The following is a 16586-nucleotide window of genomic DNA, read 5'->3' as shown; positions in this document are numbered from 1 at the left end:
CGCCAAAACAGCCATCCCCCAACATTCCCCTCTTGCCTCTTGCCTCTTGCCTCTTGCCTCTTGCCTCTTGCCTCTTGCCTCTTGCCTCTTGCCTCTTGCCTCTTGCCTCTTGCCTCTTGCCTCTTGCCTCTTGCCTTCTGTTCCCTGTTCCCTATTCCCTGTTCCCTCTTACAAAACCTGAGTCAGCATCTGTGGCACCGGCAGCAAAATAAACGCCAGTAAAAAGAGACTTAATAATCCCAAAACGTCCCGTCGATTGTCTAACTCGCTAACATCATTGAGGGCGGGAGCGTCCCGTAGGGGAATCAGGAACAGGAGAATCGCCCATAAGAGGAGTTCTGGGTGAATGACGGCCAACAACAGCATCAGAAGACGGCTAATTTGCCCGATCGCCACCGCCATCCGTCGTCCAAACATGGCATGAACCATCTGTCCACCATCTAAGCGGCCGATGGGCATCAGGGTGAAGGCACTGAGGATTAACCCCAGGTACCCGGCGATGGCAACCGGATGTAGGGCGATGGCTTGGGATGGCTCTAGGGACCCTGGTAGGAGTAGGCCGCTACAGAGGGATAATAGTAGGGAAAACGTCGGGATGAGTTCGTCAAAGTTCAGTAGTCCTGAGGTGTCGGTGGCGGGGACGAGTTGGGAGTGGGAGAGTCCCCAAAGTAGCAGGGGGAAACTGACGAGAAAGGTCAGTAGGGGGCCAATGATACTGCTATCAAACAGGACTTTACGGTTGGGAATGGGGGAGCGTAGCCTCAAGAAGGCGCCTAAGGTTCCCAGGAAGAAGGGAAAGGGAATGAAGTAGGGGAGGCTGGTTTCGAGATCATGTCGGCGAGCGATCGCATATCGCCCGAGTTCACGAATCCCTAACACTCCCAGTAGGGAGAGGGCGTAGGGCAGTCCTTGTAGGAGTAGGCTGGGATCGGCTTGCCAGCGATCGCTCTCAATTCCGGCCAGTTCGACGCCGACGGTGGTACTGGTAAACAGGGTAATCAGGAACAGTCCGAAGGCGATGGCGGGATGCTCGGTGGGTTCTTCGAGGCGAGCATTGGTTTGTTTTTGGGGGTTCGGGGCGATGACAAACAGGGGTTTGCGATTTTCCCCTTCCTGGAGAACCACCAGGAAGCGATCGCCAAATTGTTGTTCGATATTCTTGCGAATGGTTTGATAGGCGCGATCGGGGTTGGTGCGAAGTTGGCCGCGACAAATCACGGCTTGGGGTCGGTATTCGAGTTGATGCAGTGCATACACGGACCAATTAAAACAGTTCCGGAGCTGGTTCTCCTCAGCCGGAGCAATGGGCCGCAGTTGTTGTTTGAGGGTGGAGAGGGGAGAGGCCACGTCAGGGGGGGTGGCTGTTGGTGGCTCATCATTGGAGGGGGAAGGCCGTCCTTGATAGAGGAGCCAGAGATAGAGAATAAAGCAACTGGTCATCAGGGCGATCGCCCCCCAGGCGGGGACGGCCCCATCATCGGGGGTCATTTCGGCCCAGATGATCAACACCACAGCCGGAGTCATCATTACTAACCACAATAACCACACCGGGGTTCGCGTGATGTTAGCAACGCTCCGCTGCAAGATAATGTAGGTAATCAGTCCAAGTATCAGCAGTAACCACAAAGTCATCACGTATGTCTAAAGAACCCCGCATTGTCCGAGCGAATATTTTTGCGTTTCCCCCCAATCGGCAAACGCTGGGAGGAACCGCCTATCTTATTGTAGAAAAAGATGGCAACGTCCTGGTTGATACTCCTCCAGCGACGCCGGAAACTCAGGAGTTTTTGAGCCGTCACGGGGGGGTGCGATCGCTGTTTATTAGCCATCGTGACAGTATCGGCAATGCTACGGAACTTCAGCAAAGCACGGGTTGTCAGGTGATTATCCAAGAACAGGAAGCCTATCTGTTGCCTGAGGCGCAAGTCACGCCATTTCAACAAGAGATTCAGATTTCTAGGGATATTCAGGGAATTTGGACTCCTGGACATACGCCGGGTTCGGCCTGTCTGTATTACCGGCAACAGGGGGGAGTTTTATTTACGGGCCGTCATCTGCTTCCGAACCCTCAGGGAGAGGTGGTTCCGTTACGGACGGCGAAAACCTTTCATTGGCCACGACAACTGCGGAGTGTGGCTCAGTTACGCGATCGCTTTTCCCCAGATAGCCTCTCTCTCATCTGTCCTGGAGCCAGTACCGGTTTCCTACGGGGTCAACGGGCCATTGAAGACGCCTATCATCAACTGGCGGCTTTAGACCTCAATGCCTTGGCAACGGCGACGGCTCTCCTCTAGGGACCAATCTCCAAGCCAACAAACCCCAGTTACGAAAAAACCCCACCAGTGAGGGTGGGGTTGTCCAGACTAGGGGACAAGTCTTTTAAACTTGCCCTAATCCTGTAGTTCTAGAAGGGGTCTAGAACGAGAAGGTGGTCCGCAGCACACCGACGAAGGCATCATCAGCATCTTCACTACCTTGAGGCGCACTGAGCCAGATGACCCCAGGAGTGATGGAGATGTTGTCGTTGAGCTGGTAACGATAGAACGCTTCGACGTGAAGGGGAGTATCATCAGCCCCAGCACTACGGGAGGAGCTATCGTTGAACCCGCCGACATAAGGCTCAGCACCGGCCATTAGACCGAGCAGGTTACCGGGTCCACCAAAGTCGGGGAGGGCAACTCCTAAGCCGTAGTACCAGATATCGGCACTGTCTTGGCCAGGGGAGAGGGACTCAGCATCGGTGAAACCGCCAAAGGCGTTGACGGAGAGGCGGTCAGAGAGTTGGTACGCGGCCGAGAGAGCGTAGGAGTTGGTGTAGAGTGCGGCAGCATCACCAAAGGGTTGAACGCCACCGTCTGTTCCCGGCCCGAGTTTGAAGATGCTGTTATCGGCACCGGAGGCGTTGAAGAAGGCATGGTTGTAGGTTAAACCGACTTGCAGGTCGCCCGAGTCGAAGGTCAACTGACCCATGATGGAGTAGTCGCCGTTGAAGAGACCATTACCGCGATCGGGACTCGACGCATCACCTGCCAAGTACCCCGCAGACAGCATGAGACTGTCGGTAATGTCAATGTTGGCCCCAATCCCAGGTGCATCGGTCCCGAGTTTGTAGATGGGGTTGGATTCTGCAAAGCTGCTGATGGCGTTTTCGGCACCGGTGTAGCCTTCAAAGTAGGGGCTGATGGTGGGAACGAAGTCCTGCCATAAGCCACCGGCGGCGGGGAGATAGACTTGAATGTTGTCACCGAGGGGGAAGTAGTAGGCGAGCCAGCCAATGTTGACCCCATTCTCGTTATCGAAGTTATGGGTGAAGACCCCTTGGTCAAGGTTATTGAAGGTGGTGGCGTTACCGGAATCGAGACGAGTCCAGAGTTGATCCCGTCCGCTGAAGCTCGAAACGAAGTTGAGACGAACCCGGTTTTGAAACACGGTTTGGTTGTCGTCTACACCGATGTCTTCACCACCGAAGGCATCGGCGATCGCGAAGACGGCTTCCCCTTCGAGTTTGGTGGTGGTGGAGAACTGATTGGCTTCGAGTTCTGAGACGCGAGCTTCAAGACCGTCCACACGACCGCGCAGGGTTGCCAGTTCGGCGGCGAACTCTTCTTGCAGGCGACGAATGGTGGCTAGGTCGCTGGGATCGAGGCTGTCACCGTTACCCACGATTGCCACGATTTGGTCTAAACAGGCGTTAAGACCGGCGGCAAATTCATAACGAGTCATGAAGTTGTTGCCACGGAAGGTTCCGTCAGGATAACCGGCGATACAACCATAGCGTTCAACTAGGGATTGTAGCGCTTGGAACGCCCAGTCGGTCGGTTGTACGTCGCTTAGCTGAGAGACGGAGGTGACTTGATCGAGCGAGACCACCTCGTCGTCGTTGCCGTTGTCTTGACGAAGCCGTTGACCTTCGTTGGCTTCGATGAAATCGCCAACGGAGAGTTGTTTGCTGCCAAAATTGTGATCGGTCTGGCGATCCGTTTTGACCGCGTCGATACCGCTATCGACGGCTGCCTCTTTGGCTTGAGCCGGAGCGTTTAGCCCCCAGAATGCCGCGAGTAGCGGGCTGAATAGCAGAATCTGCCATGTTAGTTTACGCATCTTCCCTCACACCTAAAAACACAGGAACATTGAATATCGCGAAAAGCCGCCAAGGGCTGTTCACACATTTAACCATTATAGTGCGATCGCGACTACCAAAAATATGTAGCCTATGTCACAAAAAATCAAGGCGATCGCAGAAATTGGTTGGAACAGAAAACATCCTGTTCCTTGTGAACTGCCGTTTTTGGCCGACTTCCCCCCATTATAGTTCGCGTCTATCGGGATTGACCGGTCTTGAGAAATCGTGTTTGCCTGATTATTATGAGTTGAGATGGAGTTAAAAGAGGTATTAGGAGGTCTGAACTCCTTTTTTTGCGTTTTTTTGCAGTAATAAGCCATATTCTAAGCCCTCAACCACGGCTTGATAGGAGGCATCGATGATATTGGCGGAGACGCCAACGGTTGTCCAGCGGTCATGACCATTGGTGGATTCGAGTAACACCCGAGTTTTGGCGGAGGTTCCGGATTGACTATCGAGAATGCGGACTTTGTAGTCCACGAGATGACAATCGGCGATGGCGGGAAACTGCCCGACGAGGGCTTTACGCAGGGCCGCGTCTAGGGCGGAGACGGGACCGTTTCCTTCGGCGGACTGTAAACTTTCGCTGCCGTTGACGGTGACTTTGACGGTGGCCAGGGAGTTGCTGTCTTCATGGCCGCCGGCTTGGCTACAGTGGACTTGAAACCCTTTGACTTCAAAGAATCGCTCTCGTTGCCCTAGGGCCTCTCGGACCAATAAGTCAAAGCTGGCTTCGGCGGCTTCAAACTGATAGCCTTCATTTTCGAGTCCTTTGAGGCGATCGAGAATTTCGCGACTGGCGGGATTGTTTTTATCGAGATCAATGCCGAAGTTGCGGGCCTTGGCGAGAACGTTACTGAGGCCCGATTGGTCGGAAATAACAATCCGCCGCTGGTTGCCCACGGCTTCCGGGGCAATATGCTCATAGGTGAGGGGATTTCGCTGCACGGCACTGACATGGATGCCGCCTTTATGGGCAAAGGCGGAACGACCCACGAAGGCGGCGCGATCGTTGGGGGCCAGGTTCACCACTTCGCTGACAAAGCGGCTGGTTTCAGTCAGTTGGGCAAGCTGCTGGTCGTCTAAACAGTGATAGCCGAGTTTGAGCTGCAAGTTGGCGATCGCCGAGCAAAGATTGGCATTCCCACAGCGTTCACCGTAGCCGTTAATGGTTCCCTGAACCATCGTGGCCCCTCCCAAGACAGCGGCAACGGCATTGGCAACGGCCATTTCACTGTCATTATGGGTGTGAATCCCCAGGGGAATCGCCTCTCCTAACTCCGAGATGACCTCGGAGACGATTTGGGTCACTTCATGGGGTAAACTGCCGCCGTTGGTGTCACAGAGGGTTAACCATTCTGCTCCAGCCTCAGCAGCGGCTTTTAGGGTTTTTAGGGCATAGTCAGGATTCTGTTTGTAGCCATCGAACCAATGTTCGGCATCATAAATCACCCGCCGTCCTTGGCTACGGAAGTATTCGATGGTGTCCTGGATCATGGCCAGGTTTTCTTCAAGGCTGGTGTTTAAGCCTTCGGTAACATGGAGATCCCAAGACTTACCAAATAGGGTGATCCAATGGGTCCCGGCCGCTAAAATCGGCTGTAGCATGGGGTCCTCGGCGGCCCGGCGGCCCGGACGACGAGTTGAACAAAAGGCGACGACTTCGGCGTGGGTTAGGGGCTGTTCTTTGAGTTGCCAGAAAAACTTGACATCTTTGGGGTTGGCACCGGGCCAACCTCCTTCGATAAAGGGAACGCCGAGGCGATCGAGTTGATGGGCGATGCGGAGTTTATCTTCTAGGGAGAGGGATAGGCCTTCACACTGGGCGCCATCGCGCAGGGTGGTGTCATAGATGGAGATGCGTTTGGCAGTCATGGGCGAGGAGGAATTGTTCGTGGTTGTGGGTTCACCATCGTGAATGCTCCGCTCATGACGCTTCGCGTTCATAAGCGGCTTCCCAATCCCATAGCAGAGAGAGGGTGACCGGCATTCTCGGTGTAGCGCAGGAACTTTTGCCTTTCGCTACCTGCCCGTCCTTTCGGCGGGTCAGCTTCAGTTTGTCGGCCAGATATCGAGCTGCGATATTATACGACGCCCCCAAATCTGCGTTGTACCGCTTCCCATTAGCGAATGTCGCTAATTCGTACTGAGCCTTAGACCGTTGCACCTTTCCACTGCCATCGAAGGCCCAAGATGATGTTCCCCGTGCATAAACATACTCGACTTTGCCGCCATGCTCTTGAAGCTTTTGCTCTGTTAGCGTCACCAGGCGACGATGCAGCCAGCCATGAAACTTTTGCTTCAGGCTTGACCGCTTTCTGCCTCCTTTTGGTCGCCAGCCTTTGAGATCTTCAAAGACGATAGTGCTGGCTCCATACTCCAGAGCGAAATTGACGATTTGCCTAGATACCTGTTGAGCAATGTTGGCGTTAATGCCCCTTACTTTGCGGTACGGAGTCTTAGCAAATCCACGGTGCAACGTTTTGGTTTTTCGCGCCTTTTGCCGGATGATGTTGGCCTGTTTGTCTCGACGATCTATGTCAGAGGACGGATGAATGAACTTCCGAGCCAATACAGTGCCGTCTGGACAAACAATCGAGGCTGTAGCCAGGGTGTTAATTCCCACATCTACAGCGCACACCACATCGGTTTCCCACTTAGGCGGGACGATTCCGAAGGGCACTGCCAGATGACAGTGCTTCTGGGAAACCACCAGATAGGGAGACTTGATGGCGCCAATTAGATGCCGCTGCCGTTTACTGACAATCGGAACTTCTGCCCAGAGCCAATCAGAGCCATTCCAAACCTTGATCCAGGCCATCAGCAGGTGAGCATCGAACTTCACCAACTGTCCTTTGTAGAGAGCCCGATAGCATCCAGCATCTACGTTAAAGACAGGTGGCTTAGCATCCCGACGCTTCCGAACTCCTGACTGCCATTCTCGGTATCGAGTCAGATAGGAAGAGACCTGTCCTTTCACAAACTCGATAGCAGCACGACGTAGGTAGGACGGGAATTTGTAGAACCGCTTCTCGAAATAGAGATACTTCGGATCTCGATTCTTGCTGGTGCGATGAATGAGCTTTTCTACTGCCGCACAGAAGCTTTTTGCTGCAACCAGTTCCGGCCAGTGGCCAATGACCACATAGCTTAGAGCTTTGCAGTAAGCCCGGTACTCACCAACCGTTGCCGCCAGGTGAAGTCTCACTTCTGGCGATGGTTGCAAGCCCCATTTATCAGTGCGTACAATAGCTTTACTCATAATGAAGTATTTTAGCATGGAACGGGATTTTGTCACCCTGAAGACGAGAAATCACAGCGCTTACAGGCTGTGCTATCACTTGGTTTTGTCCATGAAGTATCGGCATAAATGCCTGAGTGCAGAGATGCTGAACAGGCTAGAGGTGATATTCACCGATCTATTGGTCAAGTGGGGAGGAGAGTTGATTGAGTTTGGCGGGGAGCCTGACCATGTTCATCTGCTGTTCGAGGTTGACCCCACAGTTAGGCTCTCTGACTTTGTGAAAAACTTGAAGTCGGTATCAGCCCGAAAAATGCGCCAGGAGTTTGCGGAGCAGCTACGCCCCTTCTACTGGAAGCCTTATTTCTGGAACCGGGCTTACGGACTGATTACGACTGGAGGACAGGCCAATATCGAAACTCTCCTGAAGTACATCGAGAATCAGGATGACCCGCGCCAACTCCGTCCGCCGCTAAAAGCGCGAATGACGCTTCGCGTTCATTCGTAGGATGCGCGGCGGTTTTGCTCAAATTTTAACCTGATGCTGTGATTGAGCCGCCAAGTTGTCACAATGGAGAGAGACGCTAACGGGTACACGCCAGTATCTCAATCGACAATCATGCCAACTATTTTTGCTGCCGGGAAAACCATCACCTGCGATCGCGGGGACAATCTGCGTCGCGTCCTTCTCCGCCAAGGGATTGATCTGTACAATGGCAAAGCCTCTGTGATTAATTGCCGGGGGATTGGGTCTTGTGGAACTTGTGCTGTGGCGGTTGAGGGCCGGGTGTCTGAGGCGAATTGGCGCGATCGCACCCGGCGATCGCTTCCCCCCCATGATCCCCAGCGCCCCCTCCGTCTAGCCTGTCAAACCCAAGTTCTCGGAGATGTTCGGGTGACCAAGTTTGACGGCTTCTGGGGCCAAGGAACGGAGCCGGTTTGGACGGCTGAGTCTCAGTAACCGAGTCTTAGTTACCGAGTCTCAGTCGCCGAGTCTCAGTCGCCGAGTCTCAGTCGCCGAGTCTGAGCAAATTCGTCGATACACCTGTCGATAAACCTATTGTGCAACGTATTTTTCAGGTTGTTCTGGGGGTTCTGTTAGCGATGGCGATTCTCTACTGGCTGGCCGAGGCGCAGATGTTTGAGGAAACGCCCTCTTCCGATGAATCGGTTGAAGAGGAGTCGATTCCCGAGGCGGAGCCGTTGAGTCCTCCATCGCCAACTCCTCAGACGACGGCGACCCCGAGTCCCACCCCCACCCCAAGTCCAACGGCCCAGCCGAGTCCCACGCCCACACCCACCCCAGAAACGGATTCCAATGATCCAATTCCCGCCCTTTGGTAAGTCGTTTAATTGAATCGAGTCAAGATCATGAGTAGTGAGATTTTAGTTATTGGTGGCGGTGTGATGGGGCTGTCCATCGCCGTCGAACTCAAGTTGCGCGGGGCCAGTGTCACCGTGATGAGTCGAGATATTCAACAGGCGGCGAGTCATGCGGCGGGAGGGATGTTAGCGCCTCAGGCTGAGAACCTATCGCCGGGGCCGATGTTGGAGTTATGTTTGCAGTCGCGATCGCTCTATCGGGATTGGACGCAGAAACTCGAAGGTCTCTCGGGAATCGCGACGGGATACTGGCCCTGTGGAATTCTGGCCCCGGTCTATGAGGCGACAGCCAGTGCGCCTCCGAGGGAGGCGGGGCCGTCCTTATGGCTCGATTCTCAGGCGTTGCAGGAGTATCAGCCAGGATTGGGAACTGATGTGGTGGGGGCCTGGTGGTATCCCCAAGATGCTCAGGTGGATAATCGGGCGTTGATGCGATCGCTCCTCGGGGCGGTTGAGGCTCTGGAGATTACGCTGAAAGAGGGGGTAACCGTTGAGGCGATCGCCCAGGAAGGCGATCAAATCGTCGGTGTACAAACCGCCGCCGGACTCCTCACCGCTGACCATTATGTGCTTGCGACTGGATCTTGGTCGAATCAACTGTTCCCTCTGCCGGTTAAACCCATTAAAGGGCAAATGTTCTCCGTCCGCGCTCCCCGTGTCAATGGGGAATTGCCTCTACGGCGAGTTCTCTATGGCCCCAATACCTATATTATTCCCCGTGGTCATGGGGAAATTGTGGTTGGGGCTACCTCCGAGGATGTCGGTTTTGTGCCGGGAACGACCCCTGAGGGACTGCGATCGCTCCTAGACCGGGCCATCCGCCTCTATCCGGCTCTGGGAGACTATCCCATGCAGGAAATTTGGTCAGGATTCCGCCCCGCAACCCCCGACGAACTCCCCATCCTAGGCGATAGTTACTGTGATAACCTCAGTCTGGCCACGGGTCATTACCGCAACGGCATTCTCCTGGCCCCCATCACCGCCAAACTCATCGCCAATCTCATCTGTGATCAGCAGCGAGATCCTCTCCTGGATGCTTTCGCTTGGAATCGCCCCCAATCCTCTTCAACGACCTCAGAGACTATGCTGACCTCTATTCGTCAACCAGCCCCCCAACCGATCGCCGTTAATTCCCCTGAACATGATCCTCTCATCATTGCGGGTCGGTCGTTTCAGTCTCGTATCATGACTGGCAGCGGCAAATATACTGACTTTGAAACCATGCGCGGTAGTATTGCCGCGAGTGGCTGTCAGATTGTCACCGTGGCGGTCCGTCGGGTGCAAACCAACGCCCCGGGCCATGAAGGGTTAGCCGAAGCCCTAGACTGGTCTAAAATTTGGATGTTACCCAACACCGCTGGCTGCAAAACCGCTGAAGAAGCCATCCGCGTCGCGCGATTGGGACGGGAAATGGCGAAACTCTTGGGACAAGAAGACAACAACTTTGTCAAACTGGAGGTAATTCCTGACTCGACGTATCTGCTGCCAGATCCCATCGGCACTCTCGAAGCCGCTGAACAACTGGTGAAAGAAGGGTTTGCGGTTCTCCCCTATATCAATGCTGACCCCATGTTGGCCAAACGCCTCGAAGAAGTCGGCTGTGCGACGGTGATGCCTCTCGGGTCTCCGATTGGCTCAGGACAAGGGATTCAGACGGCGGCGAATATCCGCATTATTGTTGAAAATGCTCAGGTTCCTGTGGTGGTTGATGCGGGAATTGGAACACCCAGTGAGGCGGCGTTTTCGATGGAGTTGGGGGCTGATGCGGTCTTGATTAATTCGGCGATCGCCCTGGCTCAAAATCCCGTAGCGATGGGGCAAGCTATGGGCATGGCCGTTATCGCTGGACGACTGGCCCACCACGCCGGACGGATTCCCATTCAAGCCATGGCCAGTGCCAGTTCCCCCCTCACGGGGACGATCTCGAGTTAAGAGGATATCAATTGCCCCCTAGTCCTCGGGAACGCCGTGGTTCTCGGCAAATGTTCCAATTCCAAAATCTAAGATACAATTAGCTCAGATTTGTCAAGGGAGGATCTTTAAAATGCTCGACATTGCCGAAACACGCACCTCAGTCGCAGTTCTTCTCTCTTGGGTTCTTTTTGTCGTCACCCTCGTTCCTGGGGGCTTCCTGGGCTATCTATTGCGCCGTAATGGGGTTTGGATTGGGGTCGGACTCTGGGTGGTTAGTCTCCTCTTGCCTTTCCCTACCGCTGAACTGGCGGCCATCTCCCATCGTGGCTTCACGGGACTGGCCACGGGGACGATTCTCGGCTATCTCGGCTTAATCTGGCGACAACGTCAAGCCAGTGAGTAGTCAAGATTTAATCTAACGCTGATTAAATCAACAACATTTTTGTGGGGGTGAGTCCTGGCGATCGCCCCTCAATCTATGAACTATTCCAAACAATTTTATCCAAAAAAATACGGATTTTAAATAATACCGGCTATTTCATCGATTACTCATTTATTTTTACTCATTTATTTAAGGTAATGACCCATGTCAGAAGCGAATGGTGTGATGATGCAGTATTTCCACTGGTATAGCCCTGCCGATGGCAGTTTGTGGAATCAGGTTGCACGCAATGCTAAGGATTTAGCCGACGCGGGAATTACCGCGTTATGGTTGCCTCCAGCCTACAAAGGGACTGGCGGAAGTCATGATGTTGGCTATGGGGTCTATGATTTATTTGACTTAGGAGAATTTGACCAAAAAGGGTCTGTTGGCACGAAATATGGCACAAAAGATGAGTACATCAGTGCCATTCAAGTTGCCCAAGCGGCGGGTATCCATATCTATGCAGATGTGGTATTTAATCATAAATTAGGGGCAGACCATCGAGAAGAATTTACCGCTACCCCTTACGACCTCCAGAACCGCCATGCCCCCATTGGAGAGCCGCAAACCATTCAGGCTTGGACTCATTTTAACTTCCCGGGTCGTCAAGGTCAGTATTCTGAATTGGAATGGCATTGGTGGCACTTCACGGCAGCGGATTACAATGCTTTTGATGATGATTTTGATGCCGTTTATTTGTTTAATGGCAAGACCTTTGATGATGAAGTGGACTTAGAAAAAGGAAGTTTTGACTACCTCATGGGGTGTGACTTGGATATGAGTAACCCTGATGTTCAGCAGGAGTTGAAATATTGGGGAGAGTGGTATGTCAAAACAACTCAGGTAGATGGCTTTCGCTTTGATGCGGTGAAACATGTCAAAGCCGGCTTTTTCCCGCAATGGCTGAATCATGTTCGCCATCATGGGGGGCGGTCTTTGTTTGCGGTGGGTGAGTATTGGTCGGGGAATATTGAGGCACTGCATCATTTTATTGGGGCGACGGGTGGCGATGTCATGCTTTTTGATGCCCCCCTTCATTACAATTTTAGTGATGCTAGTAAGCAGGGGGATAGCTATGATTTGCGGCAAATTTTTGACGACAGTTTAGTTAAGGAACAGCCAGCTTTGGCGGTCACTCTTGTTGATAATCATGACTCTCAACCGTTGCAGTCCTTGGAATCTGTAGTAGAGGGGTGGTTTAAGCCGTTAGCCTATGCGTTGATTTTGTTGCGTCGGGATGGCTATCCCTGTGTGTTTATGGCAGATTATTATGGGGCGAATTATAAGGATGTAGGCCGGGATGGTCAGGAGTATGAGATTTGGTTAGACAGTCATCAATGGTTGATTGACAGGTTTCTCCAGGCCCGTCGCACTTATGCTTATGGCGACCAGTATGATTATTTCGATCATCCTAATACTATCGGTTGGACTCGTTTGGGGGATGAGGCGCATCCTGGGGGATTGGCGGTGGTGTTGAGTAATGGGGAGGCGGGAAGTAAGTTTATGGAGGTGGGCCAGGCGAATTGTACCTATGTGGATGCAACGGAACATATTACGGAACCGGTGGTGACGAATGAGGAGGGATGGGCCGAGTTTTCTTGTGAGGCGGGTTCGGTGTCGGTGTGGGTTCCGCATTAGTTGGCTGTCGCGTCTCCCGAATTTTGCTGTGTTCCTTGGCAAAAAATGGGAATCCCAACGCGATTGATATGTTCGACTAACTTGGGTTCGTCAATGTTGTTATAATTAATAATGTCGAAAAAGTAGGGCAGTGGATAGGTTTCATTGAGTAAGTCGGCAAGTTGAAAAACGGTTGAGTGGGTGACAGATTCACCTTTGAGAGCTAGGTCAACATCTGACCCGACTTTGTAGTTGCCTTTGGCACGAGACCCAAATAAGAGGACTTGGGAAATTTCTGGAAATTTGGCGATCGCCTCTCGGATATTGCCTAAGTCTTGGTCTGTCAGTCCATAGTTCATGGTTAGAATTGATCTAATTTGGCTTCAAAGGTGTCATAAAGATTTTTCAGGAGGGGAAAATACTTATGACGAATTCGCTCCTCAACTGCAATTGCAGTTTTTTCGTTATCGGTATGTGCCATCAAATTACGGTCTTGAAGAGCCTCAATCTAGTCTTGACCTTGTGTGATGATTTCTGCTTGAAATGCCTGTTTTAGCGCTTCTCTAGGAGTTTTAACTGTAAATCCTTCCATTTCTTCATAATCTTTTAAGAGCTTCCAGGATAGCTCAAATGCCATTTCAAAAAATTGAATGAGTCCAGCCCGTTCCACTAAAGACGGCGATTTTATTTCCAGGGCTTTTTCTAGCAATAAAAACGTTCGTTTAAAGTTAGAAAACCGCTGTATCCAGCGAATATCTAGGTCTGTCATATTATCCCACTAACTTCTGTTGCAGTTCGTCTTTAATCTGACTCAAAATCGAGCTTTCATCTAAGGAATCGAGGATTTGCTGAACCACCACTTTTGGCCCCTCGGGTCCCCAAGAGGCCCCATTAGCTAGATAGGTTTTGGCAACCTGACCGATCGCATAGGTTGAAACCCCCGCGACACTGGCTTGGGTGATGGCCACTGAAAGATAGCCCCCAAACGCTAACCCACCCGTGGCCGGCGTGGCGACACCAAACAGACTTTTTAAGCCACTTAAGCCCAAATTCGCTAACAGTTCACTGGCACTAATTCCCCCCATACTGAGGGCAATTTTCTGTAAAAGGTCGATCGCCCCGGTTTGGGTCATGGGAATACCATACAACCGCGATAGGGACATCAGCAGGAATACATCGACGGTGGCGGCGGTGAGGATATCGACGACGGTGACGGGGTTGAGGGCGATCGCCATCGCTTTGGCCATAACCCCATTCCAGATCAGGCGGTTGGCCTGGCGATCGCGAATCTCCATTTTTCGCTGTACCACTTGCTCATTCACCTCATCGGCATAGAGCATACTGTTTAGGGCCACTAGGGATTTCCCTTCTCGCTGGAGAATCTCTAGGATTTTGAGTTTCAAGTCCTGAACTTGGGGTTTCCCGGTTTCCATCACCACCCCTTTGCTTCCATCGGACTTCTCGACCAAAATAGGGGTTAAGGGAGAGGCGGCGGCCATGACAATGCGATCGCTCGTCAGCAGTTGTCGCACCCGCTCATTACGCACTTGATCATAAATGGCTTGGCGATCGGTATCGGGATATTGGTCAATTTTATTAAACACCAACAAGAGGGGTTTGCCCGCCTCTCGAATCTCCGAGAGGGCATCATATTCAACTTGGGTGATGTCCCCGGAAATCACAAATAAAATTAAATCCGCTCGTTTGGCAATCTGATGAGCTAATTCGGCGCGAGTTTGGCCGTGAACTTCGTCTAAACCGGGGGTATCGACTAATTCTACCCGTGCTGTTCCCACGGTGGGCAACGAGACCTGTAAAATGTCATCAATCCCCTCAGCGACGGCACTGCGGGTTAAGGTCCAATCGACGCTTTGCTGCGATCGCGTCACGCCATGCAGGGGACCGGTTTCAAACACCGGCTGTCCCACCAACGCATTCAACAGAGAGGATTTACCCCGTCCCACCATCCCGAACGCCGCAATCTGCACCACGTCCGATTCTAACTTATCTAACATGGTCTCTAAGCCCTCAATTTCGGCTTCTAAGCCGGTTCGTTCCCGGGCCGAGAGATCTAACCGTTCTACCAGTTCATGTAACGCCGTTTTTGCCCGTTTATAATTGAGTTCCGATTGAATGTCGGCAAAACTAAAGATCGCTTCATCGAGTTCACGTTCAAAATTGGAAGTACGGGGGTTAGGCATACGGAAATGATGATGAGAAACAGGGAGAACAACTCCTCAGGATGACTGCGGCATCCTGATGAGCTAAAACTGAGTGCCAAGAACCTTAAGAGGCGCGACTCAGAATGGAGAGATCTGCTGATCCAAAATTCGTACTTAGCGCAACTTGCAAGTTTTCTAAGGATTCTATCAGCCAGCGGACGGCTTCTCGGGTGCTTTGATCATAATGGTCAAAGAGAATCGAAAAGCGTTTTTCTAAATAGGGACGAACTTTACGACAAATGAGCAGAATCTTCAGCAACAGAGCCATCACAAAGGTGGGGCCAATGTTGGAGAGAAGGTCGATTAGAACGTAGTGGTTGGGGTTTTGAGGACTTTCAACGACTAAGAAGTTGAGCAACTGACTACAGGTGCGAACCAGCAAAAAGTCTGTGGGTTTTTGGTCGTCACATTGGGGCAGGGTATTCATCAGATGGTGGTGTAGCTTATCGTAGAATAAGCGCCGGCCGTAGTCTTCATCGATGGTTGTGATCAGGTATTCAAATAAGTCCTCTTTAAATTGTCGGTAGGTTCGTGTTTGACTGGTATGGGTTCGGAAGGTTTGGGCTAAGTCTTTGTAGGTGTAGGCGCCTTCGGCACGGCCTGAAAATTGCTTAACGGCGACATACAGCTCGCGATCGCCTAATAAGGTGGGATTTCTGACGGGCTGAATGATGCGAGGATTTTTGAGTAACTTAGGATTTTGTCGCGCCAATTGTGCCCGTTTTACTTTATAGGCGACATACTTCGACAAGTGAACTTCATATTGTTTTTGACGCTGTGCCTGTAGCTTTTGAACCGTTTGTTGATGTTCATAACTACTGCCTTCTCCGACTAGAGAATGGGAATAGAGATAGGGGTAGCGCCCGATTAATGTTCCTAAGGGACGTTGTTCAGGAGGTTGCTCACTGGCTTTGTTGCGATCGACGACTTGGACTAAGCGCTGAAGCGTGAGATACTCGTCACTGCCTTTAAACTGTTGCAGTAAGTTCTGAATACGTCGTGCGTCTCTCGACTGCATCCGGCGATCGCCTGAGCTGCCGATGATATTCACCAACTCGGGAATCGCTGGCTGGTGCTTGGTCTCCATCTGCCAGTGATTGATGAGTATATGGCAACAGCGGTTCAGAACGCTGTTAAACTCATCTTCAGCTTGTTCTAAGGAGACAATACTCTGAATAATCGAAGCAATTTCAGGATCGGGATAACCCGAACCCTGTACAAACAGGGCTCTGAAGCGTTCGAGCAACCGTTCCGGCGCTTCAACCTTCACTAAATCGAGCAGGTGATCGTATAATTCCTGCTCTGCTAGATACAGATCGTTGAATTTAGCCATGTTGATGTAGCCCCCTTGAACCTCAGTAGTAGGCTCAAGTATGCTTCCTACTCCGAGTCAGTAATCGAAACAGATTTACGCAGGTGTCAGTCAGAGCCGCTATTTAGTTGATACACATTAACCAGTCTGGCTAACTAGCGAAGGAGCGCGATGAGTTCAAGCTCACGTAAAACTCCTGGGAGGGTTGGAAGCTCCGTGATTGATCAATTCGCTCTAATTCCGGTTCCGTCTGCGACGTTGCCATAGCAATGTTCAGTCGTAAAGAACGAGGATCAACCCATCACTCGCTTCTTGATGATCGTTGTTTGATCAGGTAGCCAAGTCCTCCA

At 52.0% G+C, this 16586-nt stretch carries 15 protein-coding genes and 1 pseudogene; 8 read left to right on the top strand and 8 right to left on the bottom strand.

Annotation, left to right across the window (positions count from 1 at the left end; translation table 11 throughout):
• Positions 1-168 precede the first annotated feature (168 nt).
• Positions 169-1632 carry a site-2 protease family protein gene (locus R6U67_RS13450; RefSeq protein WP_410253022.1) on the bottom strand — a complete coding sequence of 488 codons (1464 nt, stop codon included), beginning with the start codon at positions 1630-1632 and terminating at the stop codon, positions 169-171.
• A gap of 5 nt (positions 1633-1637) precedes the next feature.
• On the opposite strand from R6U67_RS13450, the gene R6U67_RS13445 reads away from it, so the two are divergent.
• Positions 1638-2294, top strand: a complete 657-nt coding sequence (locus tag R6U67_RS13445) for an MBL fold metallo-hydrolase (protein ID WP_410253021.1) — start codon at positions 1638-1640, stop codon at positions 2292-2294.
• Positions 2295-2415: 121 nt separating this feature from the next.
• On the opposite strand, the gene R6U67_RS13440 is transcribed toward R6U67_RS13445, so the two are convergent.
• From R6U67_RS13440 to R6U67_RS13430, 3 genes are all read right to left on the bottom strand, one after another.
• Positions 2416-4101 (bottom strand): iron uptake porin, encoded by a 1686-nt coding sequence (locus R6U67_RS13440; RefSeq protein ID WP_410253020.1) that lies wholly within the window; start codon positions 4099-4101, stop codon positions 2416-2418.
• A 292-nt stretch (positions 4102-4393) separates the two neighbouring features.
• Positions 4394-5998: a citramalate synthase gene (cimA, locus tag R6U67_RS13435; RefSeq protein ID WP_410253019.1), complete on the bottom strand. Its 1605-nt coding sequence runs from the start codon at positions 5996-5998 to the stop codon at positions 4394-4396.
• A gap of 52 nt (positions 5999-6050) precedes the next feature.
• A complete protein-coding gene (locus tag R6U67_RS13430) occupies positions 6051-7385 on the bottom strand; it encodes an IS200/IS605 family accessory protein TnpB-related protein (RefSeq protein ID WP_410253018.1) in 1335 nt (444 codons plus the stop codon).
• A gap of 1 nt (position 7386) precedes the next feature.
• On the opposite strand from R6U67_RS13430, the gene tnpA reads away from it, so the two are divergent.
• The 7 genes and pseudogenes from tnpA to R6U67_RS13395 all read left to right on the top strand — a co-directional run bounded on the left by tnpA (position 7387) and on the right by R6U67_RS13395 (position 12723).
• Positions 7387-7872 (top strand): IS200/IS605 family transposase, encoded by a 486-nt coding sequence (gene tnpA, locus R6U67_RS13425; protein WP_410253017.1) that lies wholly within the window; start codon positions 7387-7389, stop codon positions 7870-7872.
• A 111-nt stretch (positions 7873-7983) separates the two neighbouring features.
• The gene (locus tag R6U67_RS13420) at positions 7984-8325 is read left to right on the top strand and encodes a 2Fe-2S iron-sulfur cluster-binding protein (protein WP_410253016.1); all 342 of its coding nucleotides are present in this window, start codon (positions 7984-7986) and stop codon (positions 8323-8325) included.
• A 101-nt stretch (positions 8326-8426) separates the two neighbouring features.
• Positions 8427-8708, top strand: a complete 282-nt coding sequence (locus R6U67_RS13415; RefSeq protein ID WP_410253015.1) for a hypothetical protein — start codon at positions 8427-8429, stop codon at positions 8706-8708.
• 27 nt (positions 8709-8735) lie between these two features.
• Positions 8736-9749 (top strand): annotated as a pseudogene (gene thiO, locus R6U67_RS13410) (glycine oxidase ThiO); the annotation flags it as partial.
• Positions 9750-9830: 81 nt separating this feature from the next.
• The gene (locus R6U67_RS13405) at positions 9831-10679 is read left to right on the top strand and encodes a thiazole synthase (RefSeq protein WP_410253023.1); all 849 of its coding nucleotides are present in this window, start codon (positions 9831-9833) and stop codon (positions 10677-10679) included.
• A gap of 112 nt (positions 10680-10791) precedes the next feature.
• Complete coding sequence (locus R6U67_RS13400; protein WP_068789947.1) at positions 10792-11064, top strand: hypothetical protein; 273 nt, start codon at positions 10792-10794, stop codon at positions 11062-11064.
• A gap of 183 nt (positions 11065-11247) precedes the next feature.
• Positions 11248-12723: an alpha-amylase gene (locus R6U67_RS13395; RefSeq protein WP_410253014.1), complete on the top strand. Its 1476-nt coding sequence runs from the start codon at positions 11248-11250 to the stop codon at positions 12721-12723.
• On the opposite strand, the gene R6U67_RS13390 is transcribed toward R6U67_RS13395, so the two are convergent.
• From R6U67_RS13390 to R6U67_RS13375, 4 genes are all read right to left on the bottom strand, one after another.
• Positions 12720-13061 (bottom strand): nucleotidyltransferase family protein, encoded by a 342-nt coding sequence (locus R6U67_RS13390; RefSeq protein ID WP_410253013.1) that lies wholly within the window; start codon positions 13059-13061, stop codon positions 12720-12722. The genes R6U67_RS13395 and R6U67_RS13390 overlap by 4 nt on opposite strands.
• A 149-nt stretch (positions 13062-13210) precedes the next feature.
• Positions 13211-13471 carry a nucleotidyltransferase substrate binding protein gene (locus R6U67_RS13385; RefSeq protein ID WP_410253012.1) on the bottom strand — a complete coding sequence of 87 codons (261 nt, stop codon included), beginning with the start codon at positions 13469-13471 and terminating at the stop codon, positions 13211-13213.
• A 1-nt stretch (position 13472) separates the two neighbouring features.
• A complete protein-coding gene (locus R6U67_RS13380) occupies positions 13473-14903 on the bottom strand; it encodes a DUF697 domain-containing protein (RefSeq protein ID WP_410253011.1) in 1431 nt (476 codons plus the stop codon).
• Positions 14904-14988: 85 nt separating this feature from the next.
• Positions 14989-16257: a hypothetical protein gene (locus R6U67_RS13375; RefSeq protein ID WP_410253010.1), complete on the bottom strand. Its 1269-nt coding sequence runs from the start codon at positions 16255-16257 to the stop codon at positions 14989-14991.
• Positions 16258-16586: the final 329 nt, after the last annotated feature.

The sequence above is a fragment of the Sodalinema sp. genome, assembly GCF_046483825.1.
GTDB lineage: Bacteria > Cyanobacteriota > Cyanobacteriia > Cyanobacteriales > Geitlerinemataceae > Sodalinema.
Note: the sequence above shows the minus strand (reverse complement) of the source record. Positions and strands in the feature narration are given on the sequence as shown.

Coding starts and splice junctions, on each gene's coding strand:
- R6U67_RS13450 (WP_410253022.1), bottom strand. CDS start 1,632: ATGACTTTGTGGTTACTGCTGATACTTGGACTGATTACCTACATTATC.
- R6U67_RS13445 (WP_410253021.1), top strand. CDS start 1,638: ATGTCTAAAGAACCCCGCATTGTCCGAGCGAATATTTTTGCGTTTCCC.
- R6U67_RS13440 (WP_410253020.1), bottom strand. CDS start 4,101: ATGCGTAAACTAACATGGCAGATTCTGCTATTCAGCCCGCTACTCGCG.
- cimA (WP_410253019.1), bottom strand. CDS start 5,998: ATGACTGCCAAACGCATCTCCATCTATGACACCACCCTGCGCGATGGC.
- R6U67_RS13430 (WP_410253018.1), bottom strand. CDS start 7,385: ATGAGTAAAGCTATTGTACGCACTGATAAATGGGGCTTGCAACCATCG.
- tnpA (WP_410253017.1), top strand. CDS start 7,387: ATGAAGTATTTTAGCATGGAACGGGATTTTGTCACCCTGAAGACGAGA.
- R6U67_RS13420 (WP_410253016.1), top strand. CDS start 7,984: ATGCCAACTATTTTTGCTGCCGGGAAAACCATCACCTGCGATCGCGGG.
- R6U67_RS13405 (WP_410253023.1), top strand. CDS start 9,831: ATGCTGACCTCTATTCGTCAACCAGCCCCCCAACCGATCGCCGTTAAT.
- R6U67_RS13400 (WP_068789947.1), top strand. CDS start 10,792: ATGCTCGACATTGCCGAAACACGCACCTCAGTCGCAGTTCTTCTCTCT.
- R6U67_RS13395 (WP_410253014.1), top strand. CDS start 11,248: ATGTCAGAAGCGAATGGTGTGATGATGCAGTATTTCCACTGGTATAGC.
- R6U67_RS13390 (WP_410253013.1), bottom strand. CDS start 13,061: ATGAACTATGGACTGACAGACCAAGACTTAGGCAATATCCGAGAGGCG.
- R6U67_RS13385 (WP_410253012.1), bottom strand. CDS start 13,471: ATGACAGACCTAGATATTCGCTGGATACAGCGGTTTTCTAACTTTAAA.
- R6U67_RS13380 (WP_410253011.1), bottom strand. CDS start 14,903: ATGCCTAACCCCCGTACTTCCAATTTTGAACGTGAACTCGATGAAGCG.
- R6U67_RS13375 (WP_410253010.1), bottom strand. CDS start 16,257: ATGGCTAAATTCAACGATCTGTATCTAGCAGAGCAGGAATTATACGAT.